This window comes from Flagellimonas meridianipacifica (assembly GCF_003001695.1).
In the GTDB taxonomy this organism is placed as follows: Bacteria; Bacteroidota; Bacteroidia; order Flavobacteriales; family Flavobacteriaceae; genus Flagellimonas; species Flagellimonas meridianipacifica.
The window spans coordinates 102,650-116,837 of the sequence record NZ_PVYX01000002.1 but is presented as its reverse complement, the minus strand read 5'-3'; the positions used below and the strand labels follow the sequence as shown (position 1 = coordinate 116,837).

24 protein-coding genes are annotated in these 14,188 nt (G+C 40.3%); all 24 read right to left on the bottom strand.

What is annotated here, in order from left to right:
- Positions 1–105 precede the first annotated feature (105 nt).
- Entirely contained in the window at positions 106–1,644 is a 1,539-nt protein-coding gene (locus tag CLV81_RS10420) for a glycogen synthase (RefSeq protein WP_106145077.1), read from the bottom strand.
- Between the two features lie 116 nt (positions 1,645–1,760).
- Positions 1,761–3,056 carry a phosphopyruvate hydratase gene (eno, locus tag CLV81_RS10415; RefSeq protein WP_106145076.1) on the bottom strand — a complete coding sequence of 432 codons (1,296 nt, stop codon included), beginning with the start codon at positions 3,054–3,056 and terminating at the stop codon, positions 1,761–1,763.
- Positions 3,057–3,174: 118 nt separating this feature from the next.
- On the bottom strand, positions 3,175–4,287 hold the full coding sequence (carA, locus tag CLV81_RS10410) for a glutamine-hydrolyzing carbamoyl-phosphate synthase small subunit (RefSeq protein WP_106145075.1): 1,113 nt from the start codon (positions 4,285–4,287) through the stop codon (positions 3,175–3,177).
- A 98-nt stretch (positions 4,288–4,385) separates the two neighbouring features.
- Positions 4,386–4,889 carry a 50S ribosomal protein L17 gene (gene rplQ / locus CLV81_RS10405; protein WP_106145074.1) on the bottom strand — a complete coding sequence of 168 codons (504 nt, stop codon included), beginning with the start codon at positions 4,887–4,889 and terminating at the stop codon, positions 4,386–4,388.
- A 60-nt stretch (positions 4,890–4,949) separates the two neighbouring features.
- The gene (locus tag CLV81_RS10400) at positions 4,950–5,942 is read right to left on the bottom strand and encodes a DNA-directed RNA polymerase subunit alpha (RefSeq protein ID WP_106145073.1); all 993 of its coding nucleotides are present in this window, start codon (positions 5,940–5,942) and stop codon (positions 4,950–4,952) included.
- An 18-nt stretch (positions 5,943–5,960) separates the two neighbouring features.
- On the bottom strand, positions 5,961–6,566 hold the full coding sequence (gene rpsD, locus CLV81_RS10395; protein ID WP_106145072.1) for a 30S ribosomal protein S4: 606 nt from the start codon (positions 6,564–6,566) through the stop codon (positions 5,961–5,963).
- Positions 6,567–6,663: 97 nt separating this feature from the next.
- The gene (gene rpsK / locus CLV81_RS10390) at positions 6,664–7,056 is read right to left on the bottom strand and encodes a 30S ribosomal protein S11 (protein ID WP_106145071.1); all 393 of its coding nucleotides are present in this window, start codon (positions 7,054–7,056) and stop codon (positions 6,664–6,666) included.
- A 101-nt stretch (positions 7,057–7,157) separates the two neighbouring features.
- On the bottom strand, positions 7,158–7,532 hold the full coding sequence (rpsM, locus tag CLV81_RS10385) for a 30S ribosomal protein S13 (protein ID WP_106145070.1): 375 nt from the start codon (positions 7,530–7,532) through the stop codon (positions 7,158–7,160).
- A gap of 2 nt (positions 7,533–7,534) precedes the next feature.
- The gene (gene ykgO / locus CLV81_RS10380; RefSeq protein ID WP_010519235.1) at positions 7,535–7,651 is read right to left on the bottom strand and encodes a type B 50S ribosomal protein L36; all 117 of its coding nucleotides are present in this window, start codon (positions 7,649–7,651) and stop codon (positions 7,535–7,537) included.
- 4 nt (positions 7,652–7,655) lie between these two features.
- Positions 7,656–7,871, bottom strand: coding sequence for a translation initiation factor IF-1 (gene infA, locus CLV81_RS10375; RefSeq protein WP_011710675.1), 216 nt, complete (start codon positions 7,869–7,871; stop codon positions 7,656–7,658).
- Between the two features lie 3 nt (positions 7,872–7,874).
- Positions 7,875–9,218 (bottom strand): preprotein translocase subunit SecY, encoded by a 1,344-nt coding sequence (gene secY / locus CLV81_RS10370; RefSeq protein WP_106145069.1) that lies wholly within the window; start codon positions 9,216–9,218, stop codon positions 7,875–7,877.
- Between the two features lie 9 nt (positions 9,219–9,227).
- Positions 9,228–9,680 carry a 50S ribosomal protein L15 gene (rplO, locus tag CLV81_RS10365; protein ID WP_106145068.1) on the bottom strand — a complete coding sequence of 151 codons (453 nt, stop codon included), beginning with the start codon at positions 9,678–9,680 and terminating at the stop codon, positions 9,228–9,230.
- Between the two features lie 12 nt (positions 9,681–9,692).
- A complete protein-coding gene (gene rpmD / locus CLV81_RS10360; RefSeq protein ID WP_106145067.1) occupies positions 9,693–9,872 on the bottom strand; it encodes a 50S ribosomal protein L30 in 180 nt (59 codons plus the stop codon).
- Between the two features lie 10 nt (positions 9,873–9,882).
- A complete protein-coding gene (gene rpsE / locus CLV81_RS10355) occupies positions 9,883–10,407 on the bottom strand; it encodes a 30S ribosomal protein S5 (protein WP_106145066.1) in 525 nt (174 codons plus the stop codon).
- 5 nt (positions 10,408–10,412) lie between these two features.
- Positions 10,413–10,766: a 50S ribosomal protein L18 gene (gene rplR, locus CLV81_RS10350; RefSeq protein ID WP_106145065.1), complete on the bottom strand. Its 354-nt coding sequence runs from the start codon at positions 10,764–10,766 to the stop codon at positions 10,413–10,415.
- Between the two features lie 11 nt (positions 10,767–10,777).
- A complete protein-coding gene (rplF, locus tag CLV81_RS10345) occupies positions 10,778–11,320 on the bottom strand; it encodes a 50S ribosomal protein L6 (protein ID WP_106145064.1) in 543 nt (180 codons plus the stop codon).
- Positions 11,321–11,338: 18 nt separating this feature from the next.
- A complete protein-coding gene (rpsH, locus tag CLV81_RS10340; protein ID WP_106145063.1) occupies positions 11,339–11,737 on the bottom strand; it encodes a 30S ribosomal protein S8 in 399 nt (132 codons plus the stop codon).
- Between the two features lie 19 nt (positions 11,738–11,756).
- Positions 11,757–12,026: a 30S ribosomal protein S14 gene (gene rpsN, locus CLV81_RS10335; RefSeq protein ID WP_054559724.1), complete on the bottom strand. Its 270-nt coding sequence runs from the start codon at positions 12,024–12,026 to the stop codon at positions 11,757–11,759.
- A gap of 1 nt (position 12,027) precedes the next feature.
- Complete coding sequence (gene rplE, locus CLV81_RS10330; protein WP_106145062.1) at positions 12,028–12,579, bottom strand: 50S ribosomal protein L5; 552 nt, start codon at positions 12,577–12,579, stop codon at positions 12,028–12,030.
- 2 nt (positions 12,580–12,581) lie between these two features.
- Positions 12,582–12,893, bottom strand: a complete 312-nt coding sequence (gene rplX / locus CLV81_RS10325) for a 50S ribosomal protein L24 (RefSeq protein WP_106145061.1) — start codon at positions 12,891–12,893, stop codon at positions 12,582–12,584.
- Positions 12,894–12,906: 13 nt separating this feature from the next.
- Complete coding sequence (gene rplN, locus CLV81_RS10320; protein ID WP_106145060.1) at positions 12,907–13,275, bottom strand: 50S ribosomal protein L14; 369 nt, start codon at positions 13,273–13,275, stop codon at positions 12,907–12,909.
- 2 nt (positions 13,276–13,277) lie between these two features.
- Positions 13,278–13,535 (bottom strand): 30S ribosomal protein S17, encoded by a 258-nt coding sequence (gene rpsQ, locus CLV81_RS10315; RefSeq protein ID WP_106145059.1) that lies wholly within the window; start codon positions 13,533–13,535, stop codon positions 13,278–13,280.
- 13 nt (positions 13,536–13,548) lie between these two features.
- A complete protein-coding gene (gene rpmC / locus CLV81_RS10310) occupies positions 13,549–13,740 on the bottom strand; it encodes a 50S ribosomal protein L29 (RefSeq protein ID WP_106147457.1) in 192 nt (63 codons plus the stop codon).
- A gap of 19 nt (positions 13,741–13,759) precedes the next feature.
- Positions 13,760–14,179: a 50S ribosomal protein L16 gene (gene rplP, locus CLV81_RS10305; RefSeq protein ID WP_106145058.1), complete on the bottom strand. Its 420-nt coding sequence runs from the start codon at positions 14,177–14,179 to the stop codon at positions 13,760–13,762.
- Positions 14,180–14,188 lie beyond the last annotated feature (9 nt).

Here is a 14,188-nt window from a genome sequence, read left to right as displayed (position 1 = left end):
AATAGAGGCGCAAAATTACGAAAAAGCAAAGGCATTAACAATTTCCCGATGCTATTTATATCCTTCTTAACAGATAGGCAAACACTAGAAATTTATACCTGATTTCTACTCTAGATTATAGAGCAATTCGTAATATTTGTCCACTGACTTTTTCCAAGTAAACCGCTTCCGTTTTGCATTGGCCTGAATTTTCTTCCATTTCTCCTTGTCATTGGAGAAGACATCCAAAGCCGTATCAAAAGCAGCTAACATGTTCTTTATTTTCTCGTCATAGGTATCCCCATCGAAAGTGAAGCCCGTTTTCATGTGGCTTACGGTATCCTTTAGGCCTCCCGTATGATGTACCAAACATGGGTTACCATTACGCATGGATAGCATTTGGCTTATCCCACAAGGTTCAAAAAGGCTGGGCATAAAGTATAAATCGGACTCCAAATAAATGGAATCAATAAGGTTTTCCGATTGACCGTTTGTAAAAATGAAGTTTTTGTGCTCATAGCTCAATTGTCTGAACAACTCCTCATATTCCGGAGCGCCGGTACCTAAAAGCATAAAAATTCCATCAACTTTTTCCAGCTTTTTCAGGATTTCTACAAACGCTTCGGGAGAACGCATAAAGAAATAGAACTTCTGTTCGGTCAAGCGAGCCACACTGGAAGCAATGAATTTGGGTCTGTTGCCCACATATTCCATAATCTTTTCGCCCGTGTGGGCCAAAAAGTCCGCTTTGTATTTCTTGTCTTCCATCTGCAACCAACCGAAGAGGGCCTTTACCGTATTGCGATAAATAAAGCCTTTTTCTTCTTGGTTGATGTTTTTGTAGTTGCACCCATTCAGGATACCTATAAGCCGACCTTCTTCATTGGCCTTCTGCAAATCCAATTCCAAGCCTTCTCCTCCAATAAATTCTGGAGGTGAGCTGGGTTTGAGCACATCCTGTTTATAAGATGGTGAGACGGTATGTACGGAATCGGCAAACCGAATACCAACCGCCATAAGGTTGATACAATCCGTATATCGGTAGTCTTTAAGAGCGTCATAATCAAACCGTACATTAGGAAACCAATTTTCTACAGAAGAATAGTTGTCCCCAAACGGACGTATACCTTGGATAGCCAAATTGTGTATGCTATAGACAAACCGAATGTCTTTCAAAACAGTATATTCCTCATGGTATTCCCGAAGAAACAATAGTAAACTAGAGTGCCAATCATGCAAATGTATGACATCCAAATCCCCAAAAGCACCGCGTTTCACTGCTTCCGCCACTGCGGTACAAAAAATGAAATACTTAACCGCATCGGTATAAAAGGGTTCTTCAGGGTCATTATGGTAAATATGAGCAATATCTCCTGCTTCAATCTCAGGATGATGAATCACATAATGGATAATGTTCGGGAACTCTTTTTTGGGTTTTACCTCATAGAGTTCCGCCGCATAACCCATCCCGCGTAAATTGAAATACAGACTTGTTTTAAAAATACCATCTTGATGTAATCTTCCATAGGACGGTACTACAACATGAACCTTATCGCCATGTTCCGAAATTTGCCGAGGAACATCACGGACCACATCACCCATTCCTCCTGCCTTGCAATCTGGAATGGCATCATTTTCCGCAGAAACAAAAAGAAAATTGTTCATTAGGGGTACTTAGGTTAGGTGGTTTAGGTTTTGAGTTTAAGTTACCTAAACTTATTCATTAGAGCAAAAAAAAGCCTTTCCGTGGTTAGAAAGGCTTTTACAATGATAAAAAAACATTATGCTTTTACTTTAAAGGCTTTTTCCTGTGGATAGTAGGCAGTTCCTCCCAATTCTTCCTCAATACGAAGTAATTGGTTGTATTTGGCCATACGGTCACTTCTTGACGCAGAACCCGTCTTAATTTGTCCAGTATTCAAGGCTACAGCTAAATCTGCAATGGTGTTGTCCTCAGTTTCACCGGAACGGTGGGACATTACTGAAGTATATCCGGCATTTTTGGCCATGTTAACGGCGTCAATAGTCTCGGTCAATGTTCCTATCTGGTTTACTTTAATTAGGATAGAATTGGCAATGCCGTTTTCAATTCCTCGAGAAAGACGCTCTACATTGGTCACAAAAAGGTCATCACCTACCAACTGAACTTTATCCCCAACTTTGTCAGTTAACATCTTCCAACCGTCCCAGTCGTTCTCATCCATGCCATCCTCAATGGAGATTATAGGATATTTTGCACAAAGGTCAGCCAAATATTGCGCTTGTTCTTCGGATGTTCTTACCACACCCTTATCTCCTTCGAATTTAGTATAGTCATATTTGCCATCCACATAAAATTCCGCGGAAGCACAATCCAAAGCTATCATAACATCATCCCCCAATTTATACCCGGCTTTATCCACAGCTTTTGTAATGGTATCCAAAGCATCTTCAGTTCCACCTTCCAAGGTAGGCGCAAAACCACCTTCATCTCCAACAGCTGTACTCAGACCTCTATCATGCAGTACTTTTTTAAGGTTATGGAAAATCTCAGTTCCCATTTGCATGGAGTGGCTGAAATCTTTTGCCTTTACGGGCATTACCATAAACTCTTGGAATGCTATTGGGGCATCAGAGTGAGAGCCTCCATTTATAATGTTCATCATAGGAACAGGCAAAGTATTTGCACTTACACCCCCTACATAGCGATACAATGGCATGCCTAATTCTTCAGCAGCAGCTTTGGCCACCGCCAAAGAAACTCCCAAAATGGCATTGGCGCCCAATTTTGATTTGTTTGGAGTACCATCCAAATCAATCATGGTTGCATCTATATAGTTTTGCTCAAATACGGAAGTTCCCACCAATTCTTCGGCAATAATCGTGTTGACATTGCTCACGGCTTTGCTTACACCTTTACCCATAAAAGAGTCTCCTCCATCTCGTAATTCAACTGCTTCGTGTTCACCAGTTGAAGCGCCTGAAGGTACAGCCGCCCTCCCCATTATTCCGTTTTCTGTGGTTACATCCACTTCTACCGTAGGGTTACCTCGTGAATCTAATATCTGTCTTGCATGAATGTTGATGATAATACTCATATTAAAGCAAATTGGTTTGTTGAAATTAATTCGGCTAAGATATGAAAAGACAGTCTTTTAGGCTTTATTTTAATTGGAATAAAGCCCTCATCATAACCTAAAAATAAACTACATCGTTTTAGTTACGTCCAGTTTGAATCACCTCAAAAAACTGGTCGAATAAGTATTCGGCATCATGAGGCCCGGGACTTGCTTCCGGGTGATATTGTACGGAAAATACATCCTTGTCCTTCATTTTGATACCAGCAACGGTGTTGTCATTTAAATGTACGTGTGTTATTTCCAAGTCTTTGTTTGCCTCGGTTTCTTCCCTGTTAATGGCAAAACCATGATTCTGCGAAGTGATTTCCCCTTTCCCAGTTACCAGGTTTAATATAGGATGATTGATTCCCCTATGCCCGTTGTACATTTTATATGTAGACACCCCATTCGCCAAGGCCAACACTTGATGGCCCAAACAAATTCCAAACAAAGGCTTATCGGACTGAATCATTTCCTTGGCTGCTTCAATTGCATCGCTAAGTGGTTCTGGGTCACCAGGACCGTTGGAAATAAAGTATCCATCAGGGTTCCACTTCTTCATTTCAGAAAATGCGGTATTGTATGGGAATACTTTAATATAGGCTCCTCGCTTGGCCAGATTACGCAAAATGTTCTTTTTAATGCCAATGTCTAAGGCAGAGATTTTTATTTCCGCATTTTCGTCACCGTAATAGTAGGGCTCTTTGGTAGATACCTTGGAAGAAAGTTCCAAACCTTCCATGCTTGGGACTTGTTTCAGCTCTTCTTTAAGCGCATCTATTTCATCCACCCGGGTAGAAATCAAAGCATTCATAGCACCATTGTCCCGAATGTAACTGACCAAAGCACGAGTATCTACATCCGAAATGGCAAATAAATCGTTTTTGTCCAAGAACTCCAGAAGGCTCATATCCGCACCTGGCCGCGAAAATTCGTAGCTAAAGTTTTTGCAAATCAATCCGGCAATCTTGGTGCCATCGGACTCCACTTCATCACTCATAGTACCGTAGTTTCCGATATGGGCGTTGGTGGTCACCATTAGCTGTCCATAATACGAAGGGTCCGTGAATATTTCCTGATATCCGGTCATCCCCGTATTAAAACAAACTTCGCCTACAGCGGTTCCTTCTTTCTTTCCTACAGACTTCCCGTAAAAAATAGTTCCGTCTGCCAATAATATGAGTGCTTTCTTTTTTGAGTGGTATTTCATAGTCAGTTAAAAAATTTCAATTTCACAAAAGAACATAAAAAAAGGATACGTTTTCACGTATCCTTTTTCTACTATTCCAATAGTTAATAACATAGTTATTATTCTTCTGAATCGTCTGCTTTGGTTTCAACAACCGGAGCCGCAGCTTCAACCTTTTTGCCTCCTCCTCTTCTACTTCTTCGAGTAGTTTTCTTCTTGGTAGGTTTACCGGCGTTGTATAATTCGTTGAAGTCAACCAATTCAATCAGCGCCATGTCTGCGTTATCCCCAAGTCGGTTCCCCAATTTGATGATACGGGTATATCCACCTGGTCTATCTCCAACCTTTTCCGCAACAGTGCTAAAAAGCTCAGTAACCGCATGCTTATTTCTCAAGTTGCTAAAAACAACTCTTCGGTTGTGCATACCTTTTTCAGCCGTTTGGTTATTCTCTGTTTTTGATTTTGTAATAAGCGGTTCAACAAACTGCTTAAGCGCTTTGGCTTTGGCAACGGTAGTGTTGATACGCTTGTGCTCAATCAAAGAACAGGCCATGTTAGCCAACATCGCTTTTCTGTGCGCTGCCGTTCTTCCTAAATGGTTGAATTTTTTTCCGTGTCTCATTGTCTTTGTTTTATCATCTTGCTACAAGACCCATTCTTTTGGGGAGCAAAATATGATTACTTAATCTTTGTCTAATTTGTATTTGGACAAGTCCATTCCAAACTGAAGGCCTTTGTTGATTACCAACTCCTCCAATTCGGTCAATGATTTTTTACCGAAGTTTCTGAACTTCATCAAATCGTTCTTGTTGAAAGAAACCAAGTCACCTAAAGTATCCACTTCAGCAGCTTTCAAACAGTTCAAGGCACGTACTGACAAGTCCATGTCAACCAACTTGGTCTTCAACAACTGACGCATGTGCAATGACTCTTCATCATAAGTTTCTGTCTGTGCAATTTCGTCAGCTTCCAAAGTGATGCGCTCATCAGAGAACAACATGAAGTGGTGAATTAACACCTTCGCTGCCTCTGTCAAAGCGTCTTTTGGGTGAATGGAACCATCAGTTACGATTTCAAAAACCAACTTTTCATAATCGGTCTTTTGCTCTACCCTGAAGTTCTCAATGCTGTATTTTACATTCTTTACAGGTGTATATACTGAATCAACAGCGATACTCCCTAGAGGAGCATTGGATTTTTTGTTCTCTTCAGCAGGAACATATCCACGTCCTTTTTCTATGATGACCTCCAAGTTGATGCTCACTTTGGGGTCCATATTACAAATGACCAAATCCGGGTTCAACACTTGATAACCAGAGATAAACTTCTGGAAATCACCAGCGGTCAATTGTTCTTTTCCACTTACTGAAACTGATACGGTTTCGCTTTCAACATCATCAATCTGTCTTTTGAAACGTACTTGTTTCAGATTCAATATAATTTCTGTTACGTCTTCCACTACACCTGGAATAACAGAAAACTCATGCTCAACACCATCAATACGAACTGAGGTGATGGCAAAACCCTCTAAAGAGGAAAGCAAAACTCTGCGCAATGCATTTCCAACAGTTAATCCATAACCAGGTTCCAAAGGGCGAAATTCAAATTTCCCTTCGAAATCTGTTGAATCTATCATTATAACTTTATCGGGCTTCTGAAAATTAAGTAATGCCATATTGGACTAATGTTGTTTTTATTTAGAGTATAACTCGACTATTAACTGCTCTTTGATATTTTCAGGAATCTGAAGTCTTTCGGGAACAGTTACAAAAGTACCTTCCTTCTTTTCGGAGTTCCATGTAATCCATTCGTAAACGCTGCTATTAGCATCCAAAGAGTTTTGGATTGCCTGAACAGACTTTGATTTTTCGCGTACTCCTACAACATCGCCTGCTCTCAAGGAATAGGAAGGAATATTTACAATCTCGCCATTTACGGTAATGTGTCTGTGGGAAACCAATTGTCTGGCTCCACGTCTTGATGGAGAAATACCCATTCTGTAAACTACGTTATCCAAACGGGATTCGCACAATTGCAACAATACCTCACCGGTTACTCCGTCACGTCTTTTAGCTTCTGTAAACAGATTTCTAAACTGACGTTCCAAAATACCATAGGTGTACTTTGCCTTTTGCTTTTCCATCAACTGGATTGCGTATTCCGATTTTTTACCACGGCGTCTGTTGTTACCGTGTTGTCCTGGAGGGTAATTTTTCTTTTCGAACGACTTATCGTCTCCGAAAATCGCTTCTCCAAACTTTCTAGCGATTTTTGTTTTTGGTCCTGTGTATCTTGCCATCTTTTTTGTTTTTAGAAAATGCGATTATGAATTAAGGCTTATCCTTCGATAATCTTCCTGCACCTTCAAGGCCATAAGGCCGTTAGTAAATAAATAATTAAACTCTTCTTCTTTTTGGAGGTCTACAACCATTGTGTGGTAGTGGCGTTACATCCACGATTTCAGTAACTTCAATTCCTGAGTTGTGAATGGAACGGATTGCAGATTCTCTTCCATTACCTGGTCCTTTGACATACACCTTTACTTTGCGAAGACCAGCTTCGTGAGCTACCTTGGCACAATCTTCGGCAGCAACCTGGGCAGCATACGGAGTGTTCTTTTTAGAACCTCTAAAGCCCATTTTACCTGCAGAAGACCAAGAGATTACGTCTCCCTTTTTGTTTGTCAAAGAGATAATGATGTTGTTGAAAGAAGCTACTACGTGAGCCTCACCTGTAGACTCTACGATTACTTTACGCTTCTTTGCCGTTTTTGTATTTGCTTTTGCCATATTTTTTAGTTCCTTGCTGTTAGTTCTTTGTTATTGGAATCCTAGACTTTTACATTTCAAACAGATTCTTCTAACGCCTGAATACTAATGACTGCTATTTATTATTTAGTTGCTTTTTTCTTGTTCGCAACTGTCTTACGTTTTCCTTTTCTTGTCCTAGAGTTGTTTTTGGTACGTTGACCCCTTAACGGTAATCCAGATCTGTGACGAATTCCTCTATAACAACCGATATCCATCAATCGCTTGATGTTCAATTGAGTCTCTGAACGAAGCTCCCCTTCAATTGTATAGCTGGAAACCGCTTCCCTGATTCGACCAATTTCATCATCGTTCCAATCAGAAACTTTAGTGTCCTCACTTACTTGGGCTCTTTCCAAAATTTCTTTGGCTCTACTTTTCCCTACACCATAGATATAGGTAAGTGAGATAACGCCTCGCTTTTGTTTTGGTATGTCTACACCTGCAATTCTTGCCATAATTACCCTTGTCTTTGTTTAAATCTAGGATTCTTTTTGTTGATCACATACAATCTGCCCTTTCTGCGAACTATCTTGCAATCGGCACTTCTTTTCTTTATGGATGCTCTTACTTTCATCGTATTAGTATCTATACGTAATTCTTGCTTTTGTTAAATCATATGGACTCATCTCCAACTTCACCTTATCTCCTGGAAGTAATTTGATATAGTGCATACGCATCTTTCCAGAGATATGGGCCGTTACCACATGTCCATTTTCCAATTCTACTCGAAACATAGCATTGGATAATGCCTCGATAATAGTTCCGTCTTGTTCTATTGCCGCTTGCTTCGCCATAGGTTATGCTACTTTTCTGTTTTTACCTGTTTTCATCAAACCGTCATAGTGTCTATTCAACAAATACGAATTTACTTGCTGTACTGTATCAATAGCCACACCTACCATAATCAATAGGGAGGTTCCTCCGTAAAACAATGCCCAACCTGCTTGTACATCCATCAACTTAACGACTACCGCTGGCAATACCGCCAACAAAGCCAAGAAGATAGACCCAGGGAAGGTTATCAAAGACATGATTTTATCCAAGAAATCACCAGTTTCCTTTCCAGGTCTGATTCCAGGAATAAATCCACCACTTCTTTTCAAATCATCTGCCATTTTGTTGGTAGGTACTGTAATCGCAGTATAGAAATACGTGAATATGATAATCAATACACCAAACAAAATGTTGTATGCCAATCCGAAGATGTCTGCAAATTGGACTTCCATCCACTGACCAGCAGCGGTATCATTGAATGTTCTACCAATTAAACTAGGCGCGAACATAATTGCTTGTGCAAAAATGATAGGCATTACCCCAGAAGCATTCAACTTTAATGGGATATATTGTCTAGACCCCATCATGTTCTTTTCATATCCTCCGGAAGCTGTTCTTCTTGCATATTGTACCGGTACTTGACGAATAGCCATTACCAATAGTACACTAGCCAAGATAACCAAGAACCAAATAATCACTTCAATCAACATGAACATGATTCCACCGGTGTTGTTGGTGGTTCTAGAAATAAATTCCTGAACAAAGGACTGTGGCATAGTTGCTATGATACCAATCATAATCAACAAAGAGATTCCATTACCGATTCCTTTATCCGTAATTTTCTCTCCCAACCACATCGCGAAGATAGTACCAGTTACCAAGATGATTACCGATGGGATGATGAAATCAAGACCTTTACCTAGAATAAAAGCACTTTCAGGAACACCCAAAGCACTCAATCCATATAAGTATGCTGGAGCCTGAACCACACAAATACCGATGGTCAACCAACGGGTAATCTGATTTATGGTCTTTCTTCCGCTCTCTCCTTCTTTCTGTAGTTTTTGTAGATAAGGAATCGCTATCCCCATCAACTGGACCACAATGGAAGCAGAGATATAAGGCATAATTCCCAAAGCAAAAACAGAAGCGTTAGCGAAAGCCCCTCCTGTAAATGCATTAAGGATACCTAAAATACCCTGTTCTGTATTTGATGAAAGTTCTGCCAATTGGGCAGTATCAATACCTGGAAGTACTACCTGTGCTCCAAAACGGTACACCAAAAGCAAACCCAAGGTAACCAAGATGCGTTGTCTTAGTTCCTCAATTTTCCAGATATTCGATATGGTCTCTACAAATTTCTTCATGCGTTGTTCTTATAAACTTATTGCTTCACCACCAGCAGCTTCGATTGCAGCTTTGGCAGATGCAGTAAATTTATGTACTGATACTTTCAAAGAAGCTTTTAGCTCCCCATTTCCTAAAATCTTTACTAAGTCGTTTTTGTGAGCCAAGCGGTTTTCTACCAACGTATCCAACGTTACTTCCTTCTTCACCAATCCTTTATCCACTAATTCTTGCAACTTGCTCAAGTTTACGCCTTGGTATTCTTTTCGGTTAATGTTTTTAAAACCGAACTTAGGAACACGTCGTTGTAACGGCATCTGACCCCCTTCAAAACCAATTTTCTTGGAATATCCAGATCTAGACTTTGCACCTTTGTGTCCTCTTGTGGAAGTACCTCCTTTTCCGGAACCTTCTCCTCTACCTACACGTTTTCCTTCTTTTTGTACAGCACCTTCGGCTGGTTTAAGATTATGCAATTCCATTACCAACTATTTTTAAGCTTCCTCAGTGGAAACCAAGTGTTTTACTTTATCAATCATTCCAAGGATATTTGGCGTTGTATCATGCTCAACTACCTGTCCTATTTTACGAAGTCCCAAAGCCTCCAAAGTTCTTTTTTGGTTTTGTGGCCTTTTGATGGCACTTCGAACTTGTTTTACTTTAATCTTTGCCATGCTATCCTATTTATCCTTTAAAGACTTTTTCCAAGGAAATTCCTCTTTGATTTGCTACTGTTTGTGCTCCTCTCAATTGAAGAAGGGCGTCAAAAGTTGCTTTTACCACGTTGTGTGGATTGGAAGAACCTTGGGATTTTGACAATACATCATGTACACCTACTGCTTCCAACACTGCACGTACAGCACCACCAGCAATTACCCCGGTACCTTGTGATGCAGGTTGGATATATACTCGCGCACCGCCATACTTACCTTTTTGTTCGTGTGGCAATGTTCCTTTGTTCAAAGGAATGCGTACCAAATTCTTTTTAGCATCCTCGATAGCCTTAGCGATAGCCGTGGCAACTTCTTTGGATTTACCCAAACCGTGACCTACAACACCGTTTTCATCTCCTACTACAACTATGGCAGAAAATCCGAATGCACGTCCACCCTTGGTTACCTTGGTAACTCTTTGAACTCCAACCAAACGATCTTTCAATTCCAGACCCCCTGGTTTAACTATTTCCACATTTTTATACTTTCCGTACATAGTTATTAGAATTTAAGTCCTGCTTCTCTGGCACCTTCAGCCAATGATTTTACTCTTCCGTGATATAGGTTACCTCCTCTGTCAAAAGAAACAGCTTCGATACCTAACTTCTGTGCTTTTTCTGCAATTGCTTTTCCAACAGAAGCAGCAATATCTGATTTTGTGCCTTTGGCATCGATTCCTTTGTCTCTGGAAGATGCAGCCGCCAATGTAACACCTTTATTGTCGTCTATCAATTGCGCATAGATTTCCTTGTTGCTTCGGAAAACAGATAGTCTAGGTCTAGCTTCTGTACCGAAGGAAATCTTACGTATTCTTCTTCGTATTCTTAACTTTCTATCAGTCTTGGATAATTTCATTGTACTACGTATTACGCTGATTTACCTGCTTTTCTTCTCAATTGCTCACCAACAAACTTCACACCTTTTCCTTTGTAAGGTTCTGGCTTACGGAAGGAACGGATTTTAGCCGCTACTTGTCCAACCAATTGCTTGTCATGTGATGTCAATTTCACAATAGGGTTCTTTCCTTTTTCAGAAACGGTCTCGATTTTGATTTCAGGAGCAATATCCAATACGATATTATGTGAAAAACCAAGCGCCAAATCCAATTTTTGTCCTTGGTTGCTGGCACGATAACCAACACCAACCAATTCCAATTCCTTGGTGAAACCTTTGGAAACACCTTCAACCATATTGGAAATCAAAGCGCGGTATAGTCCGTGCTTAGCCTTGTGTTCTTTAGAATCAGAAGGTCTCTCTACAACCACATTACCTTCCTCTACCTTAATGGAAACTCCTGAAAAATCTTGTGTCAATTCTCCAAGTTTACCTTTAACGGTTACGTTGTTGCCGTTTACCTCAACTGTAACTGCTTCTGGAATTGCAACTGGACTGTTACCTATTCTTGACATTTCTCTATTCTTTTATCATTAATAAACGTAGCACAATACTTCGCCACCTACGTTTTCTTGCTTGGCTTGCTTGCTGGTCATTACTCCGTGGGAAGTAGAGACGATTGCAATACCCAAACCATTCAATACTCTTGGCAATTCACCTGAACCTGCATACTTGCGAAGACCTGGTTTACTTACCCTTTGAATTTTTTTAATCACGGGCTCTTTGGTAAACTTATCGTACTTCAATGCGATTTTGATGTTTCCTTGAACCTCATTCTCTTCAAACTTATAGCTCAAAATGAATCCTTGATCAAAAAGGATTTTAGTCATTTGTTGCTTCAAGTTGGAAGCTGGAATGTTCACTACCCTATGACCTGCCTTGCTGGCATTTCTTATTCTGGTCAGATAATCTGAAATTGGATCTGTAAGCATTTCTTTTCTTTATATCGGTTTACCAACTAGCCTTTTTAACTCCTGGAATCAAGCCTTGATTGGCCATCTCTCTAAAGGTTACCCTTGAAATACCAAAAGTTCTCATATATCCTCTAGGTCTTCCTGTCAACTTGCAACGGTTGCGCATTCTTACCGGTGAAGCGTTCTTAGGAAGCTTCTGAAGTGCTTCATAATCTCCTGCTTCTTTCAAAGCTTTTCGCTTTGCCGCGTATTTGGCTACCGTTTTTGCCCTTTTTCTTTCACGGGCTTTCATTGATTCCTTGGCCATATTAGTTCTTTTTAAAGGGTATTCCCAATTCGCTTAATAATGATTTTGCTTCTTTGTCCGTCTGTGCAGAAGTAACAAAGGTGATATCCATTCCGTTGATTCTATTGATCTTGTCAATATTGATTTCTGGAAAGATGATTTGTTCTGTAATCCCCAGGTTGTAGTTCCCTCTTCCGTCAAAACCGTTGGCCTTCACTCCTTGGAAATCACGTACCCTTGGAAGCGCAGTGGTAATCAATCTATCCAAAAACTCATACATACGCTCACCTCTCAAAGTTACTTTGGCGCCGATTGGCATACCTTTTCTCAACTTGAAGGAAGCAACGTCTTTTTTGGATAATGTTGCTACTGCTTTTTGACCTGTGATATTGGTAAGTTCCTCCACCGCATGGTCAATTAATTTTTTATCTGAAACTGCAGCACCTACACCACGGCTAACTACAATTTTCTCCAATTTAGGAACCTGCATAATGTTCTTGTATCCGAATTCATCGGAAAGAGCTTTCATCACGCGCTCCTTATATTCTTGCTTAAGTCTAGGAATATAACTCATAACTAAAGTACTTCATTGGATTTTTTAGCAACGCGAACCTTCTTCCCATCTCTTACTTCAAATCCAACTCTGGTAGGCTCACCAGATTTAGGATCGATCAAGGATAGATTGGAAATTTGGATTGGTGCTTCTTTTTTCACTATTCCTCCTTGAGGGTTCTGAGCACTTGGCTTCTCGTGCTTGGACACCATATTGATACCCTCTACGATAGCTTTGTTCTTTTCACGGTCAATTTTTACCACTTTTCCTTCAGACCCTTTGTGGTCTCCAGCAGTAACTACAACCGTATCCCCTGTTTTTATCTTTAATTTCATCTCTCTTCTACTTTTAAAGTACCTCTGGGGCCAATGAAACAATCTTCATGAACTGCTTGTCCCTAAGCTCTCTGGCTACAGGTCCAAAAACACGAGTTCCTCTCATCTCTCCGGTAGGGTTCAACAATACACAAGCATTATCATCAAAACGGATGTAAGAACCGTCAGGTCTTCTTACCTCTTTTTTGGTTCTAACCACAACAGCGGTAGAAACTGAACCTTTCTTTACTGTTCCATTCGGAGTAGCTTCTTTTACAGTAACTACAATTTTATCTCCCAATGAAGCATATCTTCTTTTTGTTCCTCCCAATACGCGGATGGTCAAAACTTCTTTTGCACCAGTGTTATCCGCAACCTTTAATCTAGATTCTTGTTGTACCATGATTATTTAGCTCTTTCAAGGATTTCAACCAATCTCCAGCACTTAGTCTTACTCAATGGTCGGGTTTCCATTATTTTAACGGTGTCACCTTCGTTGCAATCATTCTTCTCATCATGGGCAACATATTTCTTGGTTTTCAAAACGAACTTCCCGTACATTGGGTGCTTTACTCGTTTTACCTCTGCAACAACAATGGATTTTTCCATTTTGCTACTGGTAACAACCCCTATTCTTTCTTTTCTTAAGTTTCTTTTTTCCATAAGGCAAAACCAATTATTGTACTTCCCTTTTAGTTAATTCTGTTGCCAATCGTGCTACAGTTCTTCGTGTACTGCGAATCTGCATAGGATTTTCCAATGGTGTCACTGCATGTGCCATTTTAAGGTCTTCATGCTGTTTTTTCAACTCGGTTAGCTTTTCTCTAAGCTCTTCTACCGAAAGTTCTTTTATTTCTGACTGTTTCATTTTCTTACCCATTAAAAGATTAAGCGGAATAGTCCCTTGCAACTACAAACTTTGTTTTCACAGGCAACTTTTGTGCTGCCAAACGAAGTGCTTCTTTAGCAATGTCATGTGGTACTCCAGCAACCTCGAACATGATTCGACCTGGCTTAACAACAGCCACCCAATATTCAGGTGCACCTTTACCTTTACCCATACGTACCTCAAGAGGTTTCTTGGTGATAGGCTTGTCTGGGAAAATCTTAATCCACAATTGACCTTGTCTTTTCATGTATCTTGTCGCAGCAATACGTGCAGCCTCTATTTGACGGGCAGTGATGAAGTGTGAATCCAAAGACTTGATTCCGAACATTCCATTGGAAAGTTGGTGTCCTCTTTGGGAATTTCCTTTCATTCTTCCCTTCTGCGCTTTACGAAACTTTGTTCTTTTTGGCTGTAGCATGTTTCCTCT

Coding starts and splice junctions, on each gene's coding strand:
- rpsE (WP_106145066.1), bottom strand. CDS start 10,407: ATGTACGGAAAGTATAAAAATGTGGAAATAGTTAAACCAGGGGGTCTG.
- CLV81_RS10420 (WP_106145077.1), bottom strand. CDS start 1,644: ATGAACAATTTTCTTTTTGTTTCTGCGGAAAATGATGCCATTCCAGAT.
- ykgO (WP_010519235.1), bottom strand. CDS start 7,651: ATGAAAGTAAGAGCATCCATAAAGAAAAGAAGTGCCGATTGCAAGATA.
- rplN (WP_106145060.1), bottom strand. CDS start 13,275: ATGGTACAACAAGAATCTAGATTAAAGGTTGCGGATAACACTGGTGCA.
- secY (WP_106145069.1), bottom strand. CDS start 9,218: ATGAAGAAATTTGTAGAGACCATATCGAATATCTGGAAAATTGAGGAA.
- rpsD (WP_106145072.1), bottom strand. CDS start 6,566: ATGGCAAGATACACAGGACCAAAAACAAAAATCGCTAGAAAGTTTGGA.
- eno (WP_106145076.1), bottom strand. CDS start 3,056: ATGAGTATTATCATCAACATTCATGCAAGACAGATATTAGATTCACGA.
- rpsH (WP_106145063.1), bottom strand. CDS start 11,737: ATGCTTACAGATCCAATTTCAGATTATCTGACCAGAATAAGAAATGCC.
- rpsM (WP_106145070.1), bottom strand. CDS start 7,532: ATGGCAAGAATTGCAGGTGTAGACATACCAAAACAAAAGCGAGGCGTT.
- rplX (WP_106145061.1), bottom strand. CDS start 12,893: ATGAAATTAAAGATAAAAACAGGGGATACGGTTGTAGTTACTGCTGGA.
- rplE (WP_106145062.1), bottom strand. CDS start 12,579: ATGAGTTATATTCCTAGACTTAAGCAAGAATATAAGGAGCGCGTGATG.
- CLV81_RS10400 (WP_106145073.1), bottom strand. CDS start 5,942: ATGGCATTACTTAATTTTCAGAAGCCCGATAAAGTTATAATGATAGAT.
- rpmD (WP_106145067.1), bottom strand. CDS start 9,872: ATGGCAAAGATTAAAGTAAAACAAGTTCGAAGTGCCATCAAAAGGCCA.
- rplQ (WP_106145074.1), bottom strand. CDS start 4,889: ATGAGACACGGAAAAAAATTCAACCATTTAGGAAGAACGGCAGCGCAC.
- rpsK (WP_106145071.1), bottom strand. CDS start 7,056: ATGGCAAAAGCAAATACAAAAACGGCAAAGAAGCGTAAAGTAATCGTA.
- rpmC (WP_106147457.1), bottom strand. CDS start 13,740: ATGAAACAGTCAGAAATAAAAGAACTTTCGGTAGAAGAGCTTAGAGAA.
- infA (WP_011710675.1), bottom strand. CDS start 7,871: ATGGCGAAGCAAGCGGCAATAGAACAAGACGGAACTATTATCGAGGCA.
- carA (WP_106145075.1), bottom strand. CDS start 4,287: ATGAAATACCACTCAAAAAAGAAAGCACTCATATTATTGGCAGACGGA.
- rpsQ (WP_106145059.1), bottom strand. CDS start 13,535: ATGGAAAAAAGAAACTTAAGAAAAGAAAGAATAGGGGTTGTTACCAGT.
- rplF (WP_106145064.1), bottom strand. CDS start 11,320: ATGTCAAGAATAGGTAACAGTCCAGTTGCAATTCCAGAAGCAGTTACA.
- rplO (WP_106145068.1), bottom strand. CDS start 9,680: ATGGAATTGCATAATCTTAAACCAGCCGAAGGTGCTGTACAAAAAGAA.
- rplR (WP_106145065.1), bottom strand. CDS start 10,766: ATGAAATTATCCAAGACTGATAGAAAGTTAAGAATACGAAGAAGAATA.
- rplP (WP_106145058.1), bottom strand. CDS start 14,179: ATGCTACAGCCAAAAAGAACAAAGTTTCGTAAAGCGCAGAAGGGAAGA.
- rpsN (WP_054559724.1), bottom strand. CDS start 12,026: ATGGCCAAGGAATCAATGAAAGCCCGTGAAAGAAAAAGGGCAAAAACG.